Consider the following 15115-nt stretch of genomic DNA (forward strand, 5'->3'; position numbering starts at 1 on the left):
CGGCCACCGTCCCGGATCGGCGCGCTACAGGCTGAACCGGCGGTCGAGCGCGAGGTTGTGGTCGTCGAGGCCCGGGATGTACCCGGCGGTCCCCGACACCCCGAAGGACGCGGCCGGCGGGGTCACGTTCGCCCAGCGCAGCAGGGCGGCCGTGGCCTTGGCGGTCTCGTCGGGCTTGAGCGCCGCGATGTTCGCGCCGTGGTTGGCGCCCGTCGCCATGTACCACTGCGAGTCGCGGGTGAACGGCCCGAGGCGGAACGGCTCCGCGCCCCAGGGGTCGTTGGCGCCGTACACGAACAGCAGGCGGCTGCCCGCGAACTTCACCCAGATGTCGATGTCGAGCATGGTGAAGGGCTGGAAGCGCGGCACCAGCTCCCGCGGGATGTAGGACTGGGCCCGGTCCTGGCCGCGGTAGTGCTGCAGGCCCTTGAGGTGCGGCTGGGAGACGTCCGGGTAGCCCAGCTGGTACGAGGCCTGGAAGTAGTACGTGATGTAGGGCGTGATGCCCTGGTCGGTGTTGGAGTCCAGGCCGTAGATCAGGTCGATCCAGTTCCAGATGTCGTCGCTGGAAGCCGTGGCCGGGGGCACGTCGGCGCAGTCGCTCTCCAGGCTGTACTGCCAGAAGGCCCACGTCGTGCCGTTGACCATGAACTCGAAGGCCCGGTCGACGCCCCCGACGATGTCGAAGGTCCGCTGGTTCCCCGTCGCCCAGGCCTGGTACCGCGCGACGAGCTCCGCCCGGCGGTGGAAGGCCTCGATCTGCACGCCGTCCAGCGCGGCCCGGCACTGCGCGGTGCCGACCTTGGTGAAGAACTTGTCGTAGGCCGAGTCCTCGTCGTTGACGACGTCCTGCGGCGCGACGTACGCGACGGTGCCGTCCACGTCGCCGGGGTAGAAGCGCCGGTGGTACACCGAGGTCATGCCGCCCTTGCTGGCCCCCGTCGAGATCCACTTCTGCGAGTAGACCGGCTTGAGCGCGGTCACGATGCGGTGGTGGTCGGTGGCCGCCTGCCAGATCGTCATCTGCTGGGGCCAGTTCGGGTTCGCCGGGCGCGACGGGGTGAAGAAGCGCTGCTCGACGGAGATCTGGTTGCCGTCGACCAGCCGGGTCGGCTCGGAGCGGAACGCGTACTCGGGCACGTTGTAGCCGGTGGTTTGCAGCACCATCGGCCGGTCGGTGCCCCGGTGCAGCAGCGTGAAGCGCTGCTGGAAGGTGCCGGCCCGCGGGTTGAGGTGGTCGACCGGCTGGGTGATGCTCAGGATGAAGAAGCGGTACGGCGCGGCGACCGGCTGCTCCGCGACCACGGTCAGGCCGGGCACGGCCGCCAGGCGGTCCTTGATGTCGGTGGCCGTCGCGGCCGACGCGGGCGCGGCCACGGCGACGGTGCCGACCATCCCGAGCATCAGCGCCACGGCGAGCAGCGCCTGTCGGAATCGGATCATGCGGTACCTCCACATCGAGACTTTCCGCTGTCTCGATGGAAGCTACCGGCGCCGCGGGCTATTCGGCCCCGCGTGACCACCCTCGCCGTGGGTCGAACAGGGCGATCGGGTGCGCGGTCGCCCCGGTCAGCGTGAGATCGGCGAGGATCTCTCCGACGACGGGCGTGAACTTGAACCCGTGCCCGGAGAAACCGCAGGCCACGGTGACCCGCTGCCGGTCCGGGTGGCGCGCGATCACGAAGTGCTCGTCGGGCGTGTTGGTGTACATACAGGTCTTGCCGCGCAGGAAGCGCCCGGCCGCGGCCGGCACCCGCTCGGCCAGGTGCCGCGCGACGAACGCGACCTCCTCGTCGCGGATGGCGCGGTCGATGGTCTCCGGCGTGGTCGCCTCGCCCCGCCGGAAGAACGCGAACTTGAGCCCGCCGCCGGGGCCGTCCAGCGCGGGAAAGCCGTACAGCTGCTGCTTCTGCGGGTCCTCCCAGATGAAGATCGGATGCCGGTCCGGGCCGAACCGTGCGACGTCGCCGTCGGGGGCGAACCAGAACTGCACCTGCCGCTCCACCACGAGCGGCACCCCGAGCTCGGGCAGCAGCACCGGCGCCCACGCGCCCGGGCAGAGCACGAGCGCGTCCGCGCGGTAGGTGCCGCGGGCCGTCCGGACGGTCACCCCGCCGCCGTCCTCCGTCCAGGTCTCGACGGGTTCGTGGAAGCGCAGGTCGGCGCCCCTGGCGGTGGCGAGGGCCAGGCCGGCCTCGACCGCGGCCTCGGGCCGCAGCACGCCGGCGTTGCGCTCGAACAGCGCCACCTCGCCGTCGCGCGGGGTGAACTGCGGGTACCGGCGGCGGATCGCGGCCGCGTCGAGCATCTCGTGCGGCAGGCCCCACTGCTCGGCGGTACGCCGGCTGCCCTCCACGGTGAGCGAGTCCGGCGGGCCCATGAAAAGGCCGCCGGTCAGCGTGAGCAGGTCGCGGCCGGAGTCGCGCTCGAGGCGCTCCCACAGCTCGTAGGAGCGCAGGATGAGCGGGACGTAGGCGGGGTCCTCGAAGTACGCCTGCCGCGTGATCCGCGAGCCGCCGTGGCTGGAGCCCTGGTCGTGGGCCGGGCCGAACCGCTCCAGGCCGAGCACCCGCTGCCCGCGGGCGGCCAGGTGGTAGGCGGCCGAGCTGCCCATGCCCCCGAGGCCGGCCACGATCACGTCGTACTGCTGCGCCATCAGGGCAGCGTAGCCACCCTTGCTCGCTTTTGGATCACGGCGGACAGCGCGACCGCGAGCGCCGCGAGGGCCAGCCCGGCGACGGTGAGCAGGCCCAGCGGCCGGTCGACCTCGTAGGCCGCGTAGGCGTAGAACAGGTGCGCGCGGGACTCCGGCAGGGTCACGTAGGCCCAGGCGCCGAGCGTGGGCCAGGCGAGCGTCAGCGCCGCGAGCAGCGCGAGCTCGCCGACGGCCACGCGCCACCAGAACGCGGCCCGGCGCAGCCGGCGCCCGACCCGGGCCGCGAGCAGCCAGCCCGCGACCAGCCCGAGCACCGCCCCGGCCGCCGTGAGCGGGCCGGCCACGGCCGGGGCGGCCCCCGTCGCGATCACCGAGACGGAGCCGTGGCCGTCGACCGACACCGTCGCCTGGATGCCGCCGCGGGCCGCCAGCACGGTCTGGTCGTAGCCGGTGGGCGTCACGCGCCAGCCCGCCGCCTCCAGCCGCGCGCGGGCCGCGGCGAGGCTGGGCGGCCCCGCGGTCCGGGCGGACGTGATCGCCTGGGAGTTCAGGCCGAACGCCTCGGGCTGCCGGGTGACGTCGTGCTCCGCCGGGGCCCCGGCGGCCAGCGTGACCAGCTCGGCGACGACGGCGTCGCCCGGGTCCTCGGCGATCGCCCAGCCCGCGAGCGAGCCCAGCCCGGCCCCGAGCCCGCCCGCGATCAGCGCGCTCGCCAGGGCGGCGAGGACCATGACCCGGCCGGCCGGGAGCCGGAACCGCTGCCGCAGCCCGCCCACGAGGATGTCGCGCGCCTCGCCCGCGGTGGGCCGCTGCCGCCCGGGGCCGGCGCCGTCCATGAGCGTCGTGAGGATCTCGACGCCATGCGAGCGGCGATAGGCGGCCGGATAAGCCAGAAGCAGGCGTCGGTACCGTCGGGGCAGCGCCGTGTTCATGCTCTCGCCGGCCTCGGGGCGGCGGCCCGCCTGCGTCGCGCCCAGACCGTCGCCGGCCTCGGGGCGGCGGCCCGGCAACGCCGCGTCCAGACCGTCGCCGGCCTCGGGGCGGCGGCCCGGCAACGCCGCGTCCAGACCATCACCGGCCTCGGGGCGGCCGGGCGGCGCCGTGCCCAGACCGTCACCGGCCTCGGGGTGGCCGGGCAGCGCCGCGCTCACGCGGTCACCGGGCCCGGGTTCGCCCGGCGGCGCAGGCGCTCGTCCGCGGCCGCCGCGCGCCGTCGCAGTCGCTCGGCCTCGGTCGCCAGCGCGGCCGCCCCGCCGTCGGTGAGCCGGTAGTAGCGGCGCAGCCGGCCGTCGACCGCCTCCTCCCGCTCCACCGCGATCAGGTCCTGCTCGGCGAGCCGGTCGAGCGCCCCGTAGAGCGTGCCGGCGCCGAGCACGACCTCGCCCCCGGACAGCACGCCGACCTCGTGAATCAGCCCGTAGCCGTGCAAGGAGCGCTCGGCCAGCGCGGTCAGGATGAGGAACGTCGGTTCCCGCATGGCAGCCATGCCCGCTGACGTTACGGTCACCGAGACATATCGGCAACCGTATCTACACTCAGTACTTGACTCGGTACCGGATGTGGGTCGCCTCGGCCGTGTCGACCACCCGCACGACCTCCAGCTCGAGGCGCCGGTCCAGCGCCTCGAAGAGCCGTCGCCCGCCGCCGAACAGCACCGGGATCTGGTGGATCTGCAGCTCGTCGAGGACGCCGGCCTCCAGCGCCGTGCGCGCGGTGTAGGCGCCGTGCACGAGCACACGGCCCTCGCCGGCCGCCTCTTTCGCCTGCGCCATCGCGGCGGCGATCCCGTCGTGGACGTACGTGACGAGCGGGTAGCCCGCCACCTCCGGGGCCGGCGGCCGGTGACTGGGCACGAAGATGCGGACCCCCTTGATGTGGTGCTCGCCGCCCCAGTGGTCGACCTGCTCGACCGTGCGCCGCCCGACGAGGATCGCCGCGCACGCGTTCATCTCGTCGACGACCTCCCCGGCCGCCCCCGCGGGCCGCACGAACTCCCCGTCCGGGCTGACGAACCAGTCGTGCAGCCGCATGAAGCCGTCCCCGCCCGGATGGTCCGGCCCGTCCCCGGGCCCGGCGATGAACCCGTCGAGCGACATCGACATGTACAGCACCGATACGGCCACGATGGCCCTCCTCTGGTGGTGGCACGTTTCCGGGATTCGGTGTTCCGGCCCGGCTCCTAATGTTCTTGTCAACAGCGACTTTCCAGGGGGAAACGATATGAGCGACGTGGACTACGGGCATTTCGAGTCGGGCCAGGAGCACGATGGTCTGGACCAGTTGCACCAGGCGCATGGTTCGGAGCATGACGCGCACAGCCAGTTCGGGGTGTACGAGAACGATCACCACGCGGCCACGTCGACGGACTTCGCGCAGGGTCACCACGAGGAGTTCGACCAGCCGGGCGTCGTGCACGCGGAGTCCGACGACTACACGAACTACTCGCACGACGCGTCGGTGGACGACCACGTGTTCGCGGCCGAGGGTGCCCAGGACTCGCACCAGGCGGAGTTCGGTGAGCTCGACGCCCTGTCGCAGCGTTTCGACGCGTCCTTCGCGCAGGGCACGGAGTTCCACGGTGGCGAGGGCCAGTACGGCGTCGCCGCCAACTAGGCAGACAGACGAAACGGCCGGTCACCCCGCACACGGGGACGACCGGCCGTTTCGCGTTCCGCAGGTCAGAGGGCCGTGAGAATGACCGGGCCGTCTTCGGTGACGGCGATCGTGTGCTCCCAGTGGGCCGCCCGGGAGCCGTCGACCGTCGAGACCGTCCAGCCGTCCAGCAGCAGGCGGTGGCGGTCCGAGCCGCTCTCCACCACCATCGGCTCGATGGCCAGGACCAGGCCCGGGCGCAGGGCCAGCCCGCGGCCCGGGCGGCCCTCGTTCGGCACGTGCGGGTCCTCGTGCATGGCGGTGCCCACGCCGTGGCCGCCGTAGCCCGTCGGCATGCCGTACTTGGCGGCGCGGCAGACCGTCTGCACCGCGTGCGAGATGTCGCCCAGGCGGTTGCCCGCCACCGCGGCGGCGATGCCCGCGTCCAGGGCCTGCTTGCCCACGTCGGAGAGGCGCTGGGCGGCCGCGTCGACGGTGCCGATGCCGACGGTGATCGCCGAGTCGCCGTGGTAGCCGTCGATGTGGGCGCCGAAGTCGATGGAGAGCAGGTCGCCGTCGTCGAGCCGGCGGGCGTCCGGGATGCCGTGCACGATGGCGTCGTTCACCGACAGGCACAGCACCGCCGGGTACGGGATCGGCGCGAACGACGGATGGTAGTGCAGGAACGACGACTTGGCGCCCTTCTCGGACAGCAGCTCGCGGGCCAGGTCGTCCAGCTCCTGCAGGGTCGCCCCGGGCTGCGCCGCGGCGCGCACGGCCGTCAGGATCTGGGCGACCACCCGGCCGGCCTCGCGCATCGTCGCGAGCTCCGCCGCACTCTTCAGCACCACCATGCCGGATATTCTAATACCAGGATTATCATCGTCCACATGGTGCGCAATCCGCTGACCGAGGACGAGCGGCACCGGGGACTGGTGCTGGGGAGAATGCTGCAGCAGGCGCGCGGGGCGCGCAGCGCGGCGGCGGTCGCCTTCGAGGCCGGGATCTCGCTCGACACGCTGCGCAAGATCGAGCGCGGGGCGATCGCGACGCCCGCGTTCTTCACGGTCGCCGCGCTCGCGCGCGTGCTCGGGCTCGACCTGACCGCGCTGGGTGAGGCCCTGGCGCAGGAGACGCCCCCGGCGACCAGCCGCGTGGCGTAGCGCCCGCCGACGGCCCTGTGGGAGCGCGCCGGGGCGCTGGCCGAGCTGGAGCGACTGGCCCGGGACGGCGGGCGGATCGCGCTCGTCGCGGGCGAGGCCGGCATCGGCAAGTCCAGCCTCGTGCGCGCCTTCGCGGCCGCGCGGCGCGGCCTGTGGCTGGGGGCCTGCGACCCGCTGGTCACCCCGCGCCCCCTCGGCCCGTGGCACGACATCGCGCGGCAGGCCGGCGGCGCGCTCGCCGAGGCCCTGGCCGCGCACGAGCCGCCCCTGGACGCGCTGCTGGACGCCCTCGAGCGCCCGGGGCCGCCGCGCGTCGTCGTCCTGGAGGACCTGCACTGGGCCGACGCGGCCTCGCTCGACCTGCTGATCCTGCTCGCCCGGCGCATCGAGCGGCTCCGGGCCCTGCTCGTGCTCACGTACCGCGACGACGAGGCCCCCGGCCACCCGTTGCACGCGACCCTGGCCGCCCTCCCGCGCGACGCCGTGCGCCGGGTGCTCCTGCCGCCCCTCTCCCGCGAGTGCGTCGCCGAGCAGGCCGCGCGGTCCGGTCGCGACCCGGCCGCCGTCTACGACCTCACCGGCGGCAACCCGCTGCTGGTCACCGAGGCGCTGAACGAGGAGCCGGCGGGTGCGGTACACCATCTGATCCTGACCCGCCTCGAGCGGCTGCAAGCGCCCGCGCGCGACCTCGCCGAGCTGGCGGCCGTCATGCAGCGCCTCGACGTGGCCGGCGACGGACCGGAGCCGGCGCTCGTGGACCGCTGCGTGGCCGCGGGCGTGCTGGTCGCGGCCGGGGACGGGGCCGGGTTCCGGCACGAGCTGCTGCGCCGGGCCGTCGAGGACGCGCTGCCGCCCGGGCGCCGCCGCGCGCTGCACCTGAGAGCGGTCCGGCGGCTCGAGGCCCGCCCCGCGGTCGACCCGGCCCGGCTGGCCCACCACGCCCGCCTCAGTCAGGACGAAGAGCTGCTGCGGCGGTACTCCCTGAGCGCCGCCGAGTCCGCCGCCGCCCAAGGTGCCCACCGTGAGGCCGCCGCGCACTACCGGGCGCTGGTGGACCTCGGGGCCGGGGCCGAGGTCCTGGAGGCCTACGCGTTCCAGGCGTACCTGGCGGGCCTGTCCGCCGAGGCCGTCGACGCGCGCCGGCGCGCGGCCGAGCAGCGGCGGGCGGCCGGCGACTGGGAGCGCGCGGGCGCGAACGAGCGCTGGCTCTCGCGCCTGGCCTGGTGGAGCGGCGACACCGCGCTGGCCCGGCGCGCGGTCGCGGCCGCGGTGGAGACGCTGGGCCAGGGCCCGCCCGGGCGCGAGCTCGCGATGGCCCTGAGCACCCGGGCCCAGCTGCACATGCTCGCCCACGAGGTGGAGCCGGCGGTCGAGTGGGGCACCCGCGCGGCCGAGCTCGCCGAGCGGCTCGGCGACGGCGAGACCGCCGTGCACGCCGCGATAAACGTGACCACCGCGCGGCTGGTGCGCGGCGACCCGGACGCGTCCGGCGAGCTGGTGCGCCTGCACGAGCGCGCGGCCGCCGCCGGGCTCGTCGACCACGCGGCCCGGGCCCTGGTCAACCGGGCCTGCACCGAGCTGTGGATCGGCGACGACCTCGCCGCGACCCTGGCCGCGATCGCCGCGGCGCTGGCCTACGCCGACCGGCACGACCTGGACGGGTACCGGCAGTACCTGCTCGGCGTCCGCGCGGCCGTGCGGGTCGAGGCGGGCGACTGGGCCGGGGCGCTGGCCGACGCCGACGAGTCGCTGGCGTACCCGGCCCGGGGCGGGGTCGGGCCGCTGCCCGCGTACGTGGCCCGGGGCCGGGTCCAGTCCGCGCGGGGCGAGCCGGAGGCCGAGGCGACCCTGGACCTGGCCCTGCGCGAGGCCCTGGCCACCGAGGAGCTGCAGCGCATCGGGCCGGTCGCGATCGTGCGGGCCGAGCACTGGCTGTACCTCGGCGAGCCCGGGCGCGCCGCGGCCGAGGCCCGGCGCGGGCTCGAGCTGGCGGTCTCGGTCGGGCACAGAAGGTACACCCGGGAACTGGCCTTTCGTCTTTCCCGGGCGACCGGCGCACCGTCCGATGTGGATTGGCGGGCGGCGGCCGAGGGCTTCGGGCGCGGCGGGCGTCTCCTGGCGCGGGTGCACGCGCTGGCGCTCGGCGACGCGGCCGCGGCCGGGGCGGCGCTCGCGGCGCTGGACGCGCTCGGGGCCCGGCAGGCGGCCGGGTGGCTGCGCGCGGACCTGCGCCGGCGCGGGGTGCGCGGGGTGCCGCGGGGGCCCCGGCCGGCCACCGCCGCGAACGCCGCCGGGCTGACCGGGCGGCAGGCCGAGGTGCTGCGGCTGCTCGCCGACGGGTGCTCCAACGCCGAGATCGCGGCGGCCCTGACGCTGTCGGAGAAGACCGTGCAGCACCACGTCTCGGCGATCCTGGCCAAGCTCTCCGCGGCCTCGCGCACCCAGGCCGCCGCGACCGCGCGCCGGCTCGGGCTGGTTTGACCACCATGGTGCGCAGCGGCGCGGTGGACGTGGACTACCCCGGCTCCGGCGGTGGGCGGGCCGCCCTCGTGGTCGGCGCGCTGCCCGGGTTCGCGGTCGAGTCCGAGCGGGTGGCGTGGCTGGACGAGGTCGAGCCGTACGTTCCCGGGCAGTTCTACCGCCGCGAGCTCCCGGCGATCCGGGCCGTCCTCGCCGGCGTGGAGGCGGTCGAGCTGCTCATCGTCGACGGGTACGTGGACCTCGACCCCGGCGGCCGCCCGGGCCTGGGCGCCCACGTGCACGCGGCGCTGGGCATCCCGGTGATCGGCGTGGCCAAGACGTCCTTCCACACCGCGACCCACGCGGTGCCGGTGCGGCGCGGCGGGGCGGCGAAGCCGCTGTACGTCACCGCCGCCGGCCTGCCCCTGGCCGCCGCGGCCGCCTACGTGACCGGCATGAGCGGGCCGTACCGGATGCCGGACGCACTGCGCCGCGTCGATGCGCTCGCACGCGGCCGTGCGTAGGCCGGCCGGGCGCGAAAACACCTCCTGCTGCGCCACGGCGTCGAGCTGCTGCGGCGGGCCGAGTCCGCCACGCCAGTCGCCGGCGACGATGCCGCGGAGGCGCTCGGCGCGGACCGGCAGCACCGCCGGGCCGAGGCCCGGGTCGCGCGCCGGCAGCGGCGGGCGGCCGAGTCCGCCGAGCGCCACGCCCGGCGGCGCGCGAAGGCCCGGGCCAAGCACCGGGGCCATTGAGACAGCCCAAACTGTTAAGGACCTTAAGAGCACTTGCGGAGGCATCGACAACGTTGTACGTTCCCTCCACAACGCTTAACTTTGTTAACAGTTAGCGTCACGTCCGTAATGCTCGTGGAGGGGTCCATGAAACGCAGAACCCTGATCCCCCTCGCGCTGACCGCCGCCGTCACCATCGGTGCGACGACCCTCGGCGTGATCAACGCGCAGTCCGCCAGTGCCGCGTTGACCAGCAACTGGTACGCCTCCGCGCCGTACCTGATGCCGTTCGACAACAGCCCGCCCGACGCCGTCGCGGTCATGAACGCGAGCGGCCAGAAGGCCTTCCAGCTGGCCTTCATCCTCGCCCCCAACGGTGGCGGCTGTACCCCGACCTGGGACGGCACGCGCGCCGTCTCCGCCGACACCGAGGCGGCCGCGCTCATCTCGCGCATCCGCGCCAACGGCGGCGACGTCAGCGTCTCCATCGGCGGCTACGGCGGCACCAAGCTCGGCCAGACCTGCGGCTCCCCGTCCGCGACCGCCGCCGCCTACCAGCAGGTGGTCACCAAGTACGGCCTCAAGGCGATCGATTTCGACCTCGAGGAGCCGGAGTACGAGAACGCCGCGGCCGTGCACAACGAGCTCGGCGCCGCGCAGATCCTGCAGCAGAACAACCCCGGCCTGTACGTCTCGGTCACTACGGCCGGCACGGCGGCGGGCACGGGCTGGTTCGGCACCGAGATGCTCAAGGACGCGAAGAGCCTCGGGTTCACCCCGAACAACTACTCGATCATGCCGTTCGACGGCGGGTTCAACGGCGGGTCGTCCCAGACGAGCGCGCTGGAGGGCTTCCACGGCATCCTGATGAGCACGTTCGGCTGGGACAGCGCCACCGCGTACGCCCATGAGGGCGTGTCGATGATGAACGGCCGCAGCGACGCCGGCGAGTACTTCCGGCAGGCCGACTTCCAGACGGTGCTGGACTACGCGACCTCGCACCACCTGGCGCGGTACACGTACTGGTCGGTCAACCGCGACCGCCAGTGCGCCGACCCGAACCAGTCCACCACGTCGGGCACCTGCAGCAGCGTGCCGCAGACCGACTGGGAGTTCACGAAGTACACGGCCCGCTTCGCCGGGGCCACCCCGCCCACCACAAACCCGACCACGGGCGGCCCGCCGCCCACCACGCCGGGCGGTGGCACGTGCACCGCGGCGGCCTGGAACTCGGGCACCGCGTACACGGGCGGCGCGCTGGTGTCGTACAACGGCCACACCTGGAAGGCCGCATGGTGGACCCAGGGCGAGACGCCCGGCACCAGCAGCGTCTGGGTCGACCAGGGCACCTGCGGCGGCACCGGCGGCACCACGCAGCCGCCGACCTGCCCGCCCGCCTGGAACTCCGGCACCGCCTACAACGGCGGGGCGACGGTCTCCTACGGCGGTCACAAGTGGACCGCGAAGTGGTGGACCCAGGGCGACATCCCCGGCAACAACGGCCAGGGCGTGTGGACCGACAACGGAGCCTGCTGACCGGCACCACCGGGAACGAGGCCGCCGCCCGAAGGGTCATCGGGCGGCGGCCTTCGCCGTTTCTGCCCACCTGCCCGGCCGGGGCACCCGGAACACCATCGCCGCGGCGGTCGAGGAGCAGACCGCGACCACCGGGGAGATCAACCGCCCGGTGACCGAGGCGGCGGCGGGCACGCAGGTCATCGCCGGCGGTGCAGGAGGCCGCGACCGCCTCCAGCCGCGCCGCGTCCTCACTGAACGACATGGCCGGGCAGCTGTGGACGCCGGTGGGGCGATACAGCCTCTAGTGGCCGCCGTGGCAGCACCGCGCCCGGGCGTACGGCTCCTGCATGCGGTCGCCGGCCTCCTCGGGGCGGTCGAGGGGCGACAGGAACGGCAGCCGAACGTCGCGCGCCCGCCCCGCGAACTCCAGGCGCAGGACCACGCCGTAGCGGTTGAGCCGCACGGGCACGATGCGCCCGACGCCGTGCAGGTGATGCGGCGGTACGAGCCGGGCCAGGCGGTCGACGGCGTCGGGGTGGGCGTCGCTCAGGTGGCACAGCAGCTCCGCCTCGACGTGGGCGAGCGGGTCGGTCGCGGCCGCGGCGAACTCGTCGGGGTCGACGGCGACCTCGGCGTCGCGGCCGTACGCCGGGTCCTGCAGCGCGGCCTCGGCCAGCTCCAGCGCCACGCCGCCCCCGGGGTGCGCGGCGAGCCAGCCGCCGAGCACGGCCTTCGCGCGCACCCGGGACCGCACGGGCGTGGGGGCGACGTCCGTGAGCTCGAGGACGGCCGCGGTGTCGATGTGTTGCGGGGGTACGTCGAGCAGGATCCGCCCGCCCTCGACCCGGTGCGCGCCGACCAGGTCCCAGCGATGCCCGGGCACGAGGAGCGTGAGCGAGCCGGCGGCGGCCAGCAGCGAGCGCAGCCGCTCGGCCGGGGTGGGGAGCTTGGACATCTCCGACCTCCTAAGGTTAGGCTTACCTTATTAGAAAGGAGCCCCGTGAACCAGTCACGCCCCAAGGTCCGCCGCTCCCGCGCGCTGGGCATCGCGCTGACCCCCAAGGACGTCAAATACTTCGAGCGCCGGCCGTTCCCGCCCGGCCAGCACGGCCGGGCGCGGCCGAAGGTCAGCGACTACAAGGTGCGGCTGCTGGAGAAGCAGCGGCTGAAGGCGCAGTACAACATCCGCGAGGGCCAGCTGCGGGCCGCCTTCGACCGGGCGGTGCGCCGCCCCGGCAAGACCGGCGAGGAGCTGCTCGTGGATCTGGAGCTGCGCCTGGACGCCCTGGTCCTGCGGGCGGGCTTCGCGCGCACGATCTACCAGTCCCGGCAGGTCGTGGCGCACCAGCACGTGAACGTCAACGGCCGGCGGGTGGACCGCCCGTCGTACCGCCTCCGCCCCGGCGACGTCATCGAGGTGGCCGGGCGCAGCCGGACGAAGACCCCGTTCGCGGTGGCGGCGGCGGGCGCCCACGCGGGCGAGCGCACCGCCCCGTACCTGGACACGAACCTGGCCGGTCTGACCACGCGCCTGATCCGCCTGCCCTTGCGCCGGGAGATCCCGGTCCTGTGCGACGAGCAGCTGATCGTCGAGTTCTACAGCCGCTGACGGGCCGCGACCGGCCGGGAAGGGTACTACGGCCGGTCGCACCCCGTTGGATCAGGCGTCGAGCGGCGCCTGCTGGTTGAGAGCAGTCCGGCGCAGCTCGTCGAGCACGACGAGCGACCCGTCAGGACTCGCGTACTGCCAGAACCGCCAGCCGTTCCACGACTGCTTGTCCAGCACCGCCATGGCGGCCGGGGAGACCGCCTCGAACTCCTCGCCGGACTCGAGCCGGATGCGTGCATCGGCCGTCACCTCGGCCTTGTGGTCGACCCCCCGGTGCGCCCCGACCAGCTGGGAACCCGCGGGCAGAACGCCACCCTCGACCAGCTGCCGGAGCGTGAGGTTGAACCGGGCCCGCCCGTTCTCCTTCGCCGTCGGCGGCGGCGAGGCGGGCACGATCAGGCCGTACTGCGCCGGCTCCCAGACGAGTTCGCACAGCCGCCGGTACGCCGCCTGCCGGTGCTCGATCGCGACCTGGTCGAAGATGTCGGGAAACGCCCGGAACGGCAGATCGTGCTGCGCGATGATGCGCAGGAAGCTCGGATTGTTGACGTAGCAGTCGGGATGCAACGACCGGGCGAGCAGATGCTGGCCCATGTAGAGCGGCAGCTTCTTCGCGTATGGCTTGTCGCCGAAGCTGGCGTTGAAGTCTTTGGGCAGCAGGAGCAGCGCACCGAAGCGGTTCCGCAACTCGCCGAACTTCCGCCGCGGCACGTCCGGCTGGTACGCATGCTTGTCGGCCCAGATGTGCTCGATCTCGAAGGGCTGCTGGTCCTTGGCCGACCGGGAGTAGTCGGCGAACGTGTAACCGGTGCCGCACCGCTCGTCGAGCCACGCCGCCATCCGGGACAGCAGATACTTCACGTACGTGCGGTTGCGCGGACGCAGCGCGAAGCTGCCCACCGCCTCGAAGCTGTCGGAGATCGCGGCGACCTCGGCCCCGAGGCGCGTCGCGAGGCTTGCTACGTCCATGTCCCGGATCTCCCGCGCAAGCGCGAACAGCCGGTGCTCGACCGCCGTGTACCGGAAGTCGTGCGCGTTGACCATGCAGCGCGCGACGAAGATGTCCAGGTAGCCGGCGACGAGCAGCGCCTTGCGCCGGAACGTCTCGTCGTCGTCGCCAGCCGACAGCGTCGCCAGGATCAGTGGCATCTGCAGCGTCACCGAGTTGTACGCGTTGTAGTACACGGGCTCCAGGCCCGGGGTCAGCGTCTTCGTGGCCAGGAGCAGTTCGCGGTAGCGCTTGGCCAGGAAGTCCATTTCGGCGAGGACGAAGTCGCGAGCGCCGGCGGGCCGATCGAGCCCGATCTGACCGGCGGCCTTTCGCACCCATTTGTCGAACGCCGAGCCGATGCCGGCGTCGTCGTCGGCGCCGGTCGAGTGCTTGGCGCGCAACCAGGTCTTCACGAACGCGGAATGAGCATTCGGATCGATGTCCACGAGGTCGGTGAGGCGGCGCCGCCAGACCTGATTGACCTCCTCGCGATCCTCGGCCGCGACCTGCGAGAGCAGGAAGCTCTTGAGCATGTCGATGCTGGTCAGCCGCAGCCCGCGGTCGTTCATGGTCTCGAAGATCTCCAGCGCCAGGCCGCCGTCCTGGGTCGAGATCTCGACGAGCATGACGCGCTCGAGCAGCCAGCAGATGAAGTACGGCAGCTCCTCGTCGCGCAGATCCTCCGGGAAGAGCAGTTCGATGTCCGCGAACCGGTTCCAGAGGTTGCGCACGGTGGCGGACGACTCGTTCGCCACATCGAAGTCGGTCCCGTTCAGCAGCGCGAGCAGACATCCGCGCCGAGCCTCGTCACCGTCGTCGACTGCGAAGGTCTTCTCGCCGAACCGGTTCGAGTAGATGAGCTGATCGAGCCCGTCCTGCGCGTCGTCGCGCCCGTCCTGAATGCGGCGCAGCCACAGGAGCAGCAGCATCACCGTGGTCAACCGCTGCTGGCCGTCGATCAAGTAGGACACACCGTCCCGGCTGGATGTGATCACCGGCCCGAGGAAGTACGGCCGGTAGTTCGCCACATCCTTCAACTCGTGCTTCGGCGACCATTCCTTGACGAACCGTCCGGTCAGGTCATTGATCAGTTCTTCGACCTGCTTCTCGGTCCACGCGTACTCGCGCTGATACGACTCCAGCCCGAATCGCGGCCCGCTGAAGATGGCCCGGATACTCGCGGTGGTGCCGACAATCTGATCTCGGACCTGCATCGCACGCCCCCTACGATGACCTCGATGTCATGTGGTGGCCGACCGTACCCATGTCGTCACACGGACTGGATCGCCATTCCGGTCATTGATGCGTTCCGAACGGGCATCGTCCGATTGGAAACGGCCGGTCGCCCCGTGGTGGGGTGACCGGCCGTTGCCGTGCTGTCTGCCTAGTCGG

At 73.2% G+C, this 15115-nt stretch carries 15 protein-coding genes; 7 read left to right on the forward strand and 8 right to left on the reverse strand.

The features are described 5' to 3' along the window. Window positions 1-24 precede the first annotated feature (24 nt). Genes ACPPVO_RS04385 through ACPPVO_RS04405 form a run of 5 tightly spaced genes read right to left on the reverse strand, consistent with a single transcriptional unit; the run spans window position 25 to window position 4779 of the window. Window positions 25-1443 (reverse strand): S28 family serine protease, encoded by a 1419-nt coding sequence (locus ACPPVO_RS04385; RefSeq protein ID WP_426509997.1) that lies wholly within the window; start codon window positions 1441-1443, stop codon window positions 25-27. Window positions 1444-1501: 58 nt separating this feature from the next. Further along, on the reverse strand, window positions 1502-2656 hold the full coding sequence (solA, locus tag ACPPVO_RS04390) for an N-methyl-L-tryptophan oxidase (protein WP_426509998.1): 1155 nt from the start codon (window positions 2654-2656) through the stop codon (window positions 1502-1504). Then, window positions 2656-3807: a hypothetical protein gene (locus ACPPVO_RS04395; RefSeq protein ID WP_426509999.1), complete on the reverse strand. Its 1152-nt coding sequence runs from the start codon at window positions 3805-3807 to the stop codon at window positions 2656-2658. The genes solA and ACPPVO_RS04395 overlap by 1 nt, the downstream gene beginning before the upstream one ends. Further along, window positions 3804-4133: a PadR family transcriptional regulator gene (locus tag ACPPVO_RS04400; protein ID WP_426514532.1), complete on the reverse strand. Its 330-nt coding sequence runs from the start codon at window positions 4131-4133 to the stop codon at window positions 3804-3806. The genes ACPPVO_RS04395 and ACPPVO_RS04400 overlap by 4 nt, the downstream gene beginning before the upstream one ends. 58 nt (window positions 4134-4191) lie before the next feature. Then, the gene (locus ACPPVO_RS04405; RefSeq protein WP_426510000.1) at window positions 4192-4779 is read right to left on the reverse strand and encodes a dihydrofolate reductase family protein; all 588 of its coding nucleotides are present in this window, start codon (window positions 4777-4779) and stop codon (window positions 4192-4194) included. A 97-nt stretch (window positions 4780-4876) separates the two neighbouring features. Here ACPPVO_RS04405 and ACPPVO_RS04410 point away from each other — a divergent pair, with 97 nt between their 5' ends. Further along, window positions 4877-5269 carry a hypothetical protein gene (locus tag ACPPVO_RS04410; RefSeq protein ID WP_426510001.1) on the forward strand — a complete coding sequence of 131 codons (393 nt, stop codon included), beginning with the start codon at window positions 4877-4879 and terminating at the stop codon, window positions 5267-5269. A 65-nt stretch (window positions 5270-5334) separates the two neighbouring features. Here ACPPVO_RS04410 and map read toward each other — a convergent pair whose 3' ends face one another. Beyond that, window positions 5335-6102, reverse strand: a complete 768-nt coding sequence (map, locus tag ACPPVO_RS04415) for a type I methionyl aminopeptidase (protein WP_426510002.1) — start codon at window positions 6100-6102, stop codon at window positions 5335-5337. Between the two features lie 36 nt (window positions 6103-6138). Between map and ACPPVO_RS04420 the strand changes: the two genes are divergently transcribed. From ACPPVO_RS04420 to ACPPVO_RS04440, 5 genes are all read left to right on the forward strand, one after another. After that, window positions 6139-6411, forward strand: coding sequence for a helix-turn-helix domain-containing protein (locus tag ACPPVO_RS04420; RefSeq protein WP_426510003.1), 273 nt, complete (start codon window positions 6139-6141; stop codon window positions 6409-6411). A gap of 75 nt (window positions 6412-6486) precedes the next feature. Beyond that, window positions 6487-8892 carry an ATP-binding protein gene (locus ACPPVO_RS04425; protein ID WP_426514533.1) on the forward strand — a complete coding sequence of 802 codons (2406 nt, stop codon included), beginning with the start codon at window positions 6487-6489 and terminating at the stop codon, window positions 8890-8892. Window positions 8893-8897: 5 nt separating this feature from the next. Beyond that, on the forward strand, window positions 8898-9395 hold the full coding sequence (locus ACPPVO_RS04430; protein ID WP_426510004.1) for an endonuclease V: 498 nt from the start codon (window positions 8898-8900) through the stop codon (window positions 9393-9395). Window positions 9396-9443: 48 nt separating this feature from the next. Next, a complete protein-coding gene (locus ACPPVO_RS04435) occupies window positions 9444-9626 on the forward strand; it encodes a DUF2992 family protein (protein ID WP_426514534.1) in 183 nt (60 codons plus the stop codon). A gap of 126 nt (window positions 9627-9752) precedes the next feature. After that, on the forward strand, window positions 9753-11141 hold the full coding sequence (locus ACPPVO_RS04440) for a chitinase (RefSeq protein ID WP_426510005.1): 1389 nt from the start codon (window positions 9753-9755) through the stop codon (window positions 11139-11141). A gap of 283 nt (window positions 11142-11424) precedes the next feature. Here ACPPVO_RS04440 and ACPPVO_RS04445 read toward each other — a convergent pair whose 3' ends face one another. Then, window positions 11425-12078, reverse strand: coding sequence for a DUF2470 domain-containing protein (locus ACPPVO_RS04445; RefSeq protein ID WP_426510006.1), 654 nt, complete (start codon window positions 12076-12078; stop codon window positions 11425-11427). 45 nt (window positions 12079-12123) lie between these two features. On the opposite strand from ACPPVO_RS04445, the gene rpsD reads away from it, so the two are divergent. Beyond that, complete coding sequence (gene rpsD, locus ACPPVO_RS04450; RefSeq protein ID WP_426510007.1) at window positions 12124-12732, forward strand: 30S ribosomal protein S4; 609 nt, start codon at window positions 12124-12126, stop codon at window positions 12730-12732. Between the two features lie 51 nt (window positions 12733-12783). Here rpsD and ACPPVO_RS04455 read toward each other — a convergent pair whose 3' ends face one another. Further along, a complete protein-coding gene (locus ACPPVO_RS04455; protein ID WP_426510008.1) occupies window positions 12784-14937 on the reverse strand; it encodes a GmrSD restriction endonuclease domain-containing protein in 2154 nt (717 codons plus the stop codon). Window positions 14938-15115 lie beyond the last annotated feature (178 nt).

Origin of the sequence: Dactylosporangium sp. McL0621 (assembly GCF_049995355.1) — a bacterium.
Lineage (GTDB): Bacteria > Actinomycetota > Actinomycetes > Mycobacteriales > Micromonosporaceae > Dactylosporangium.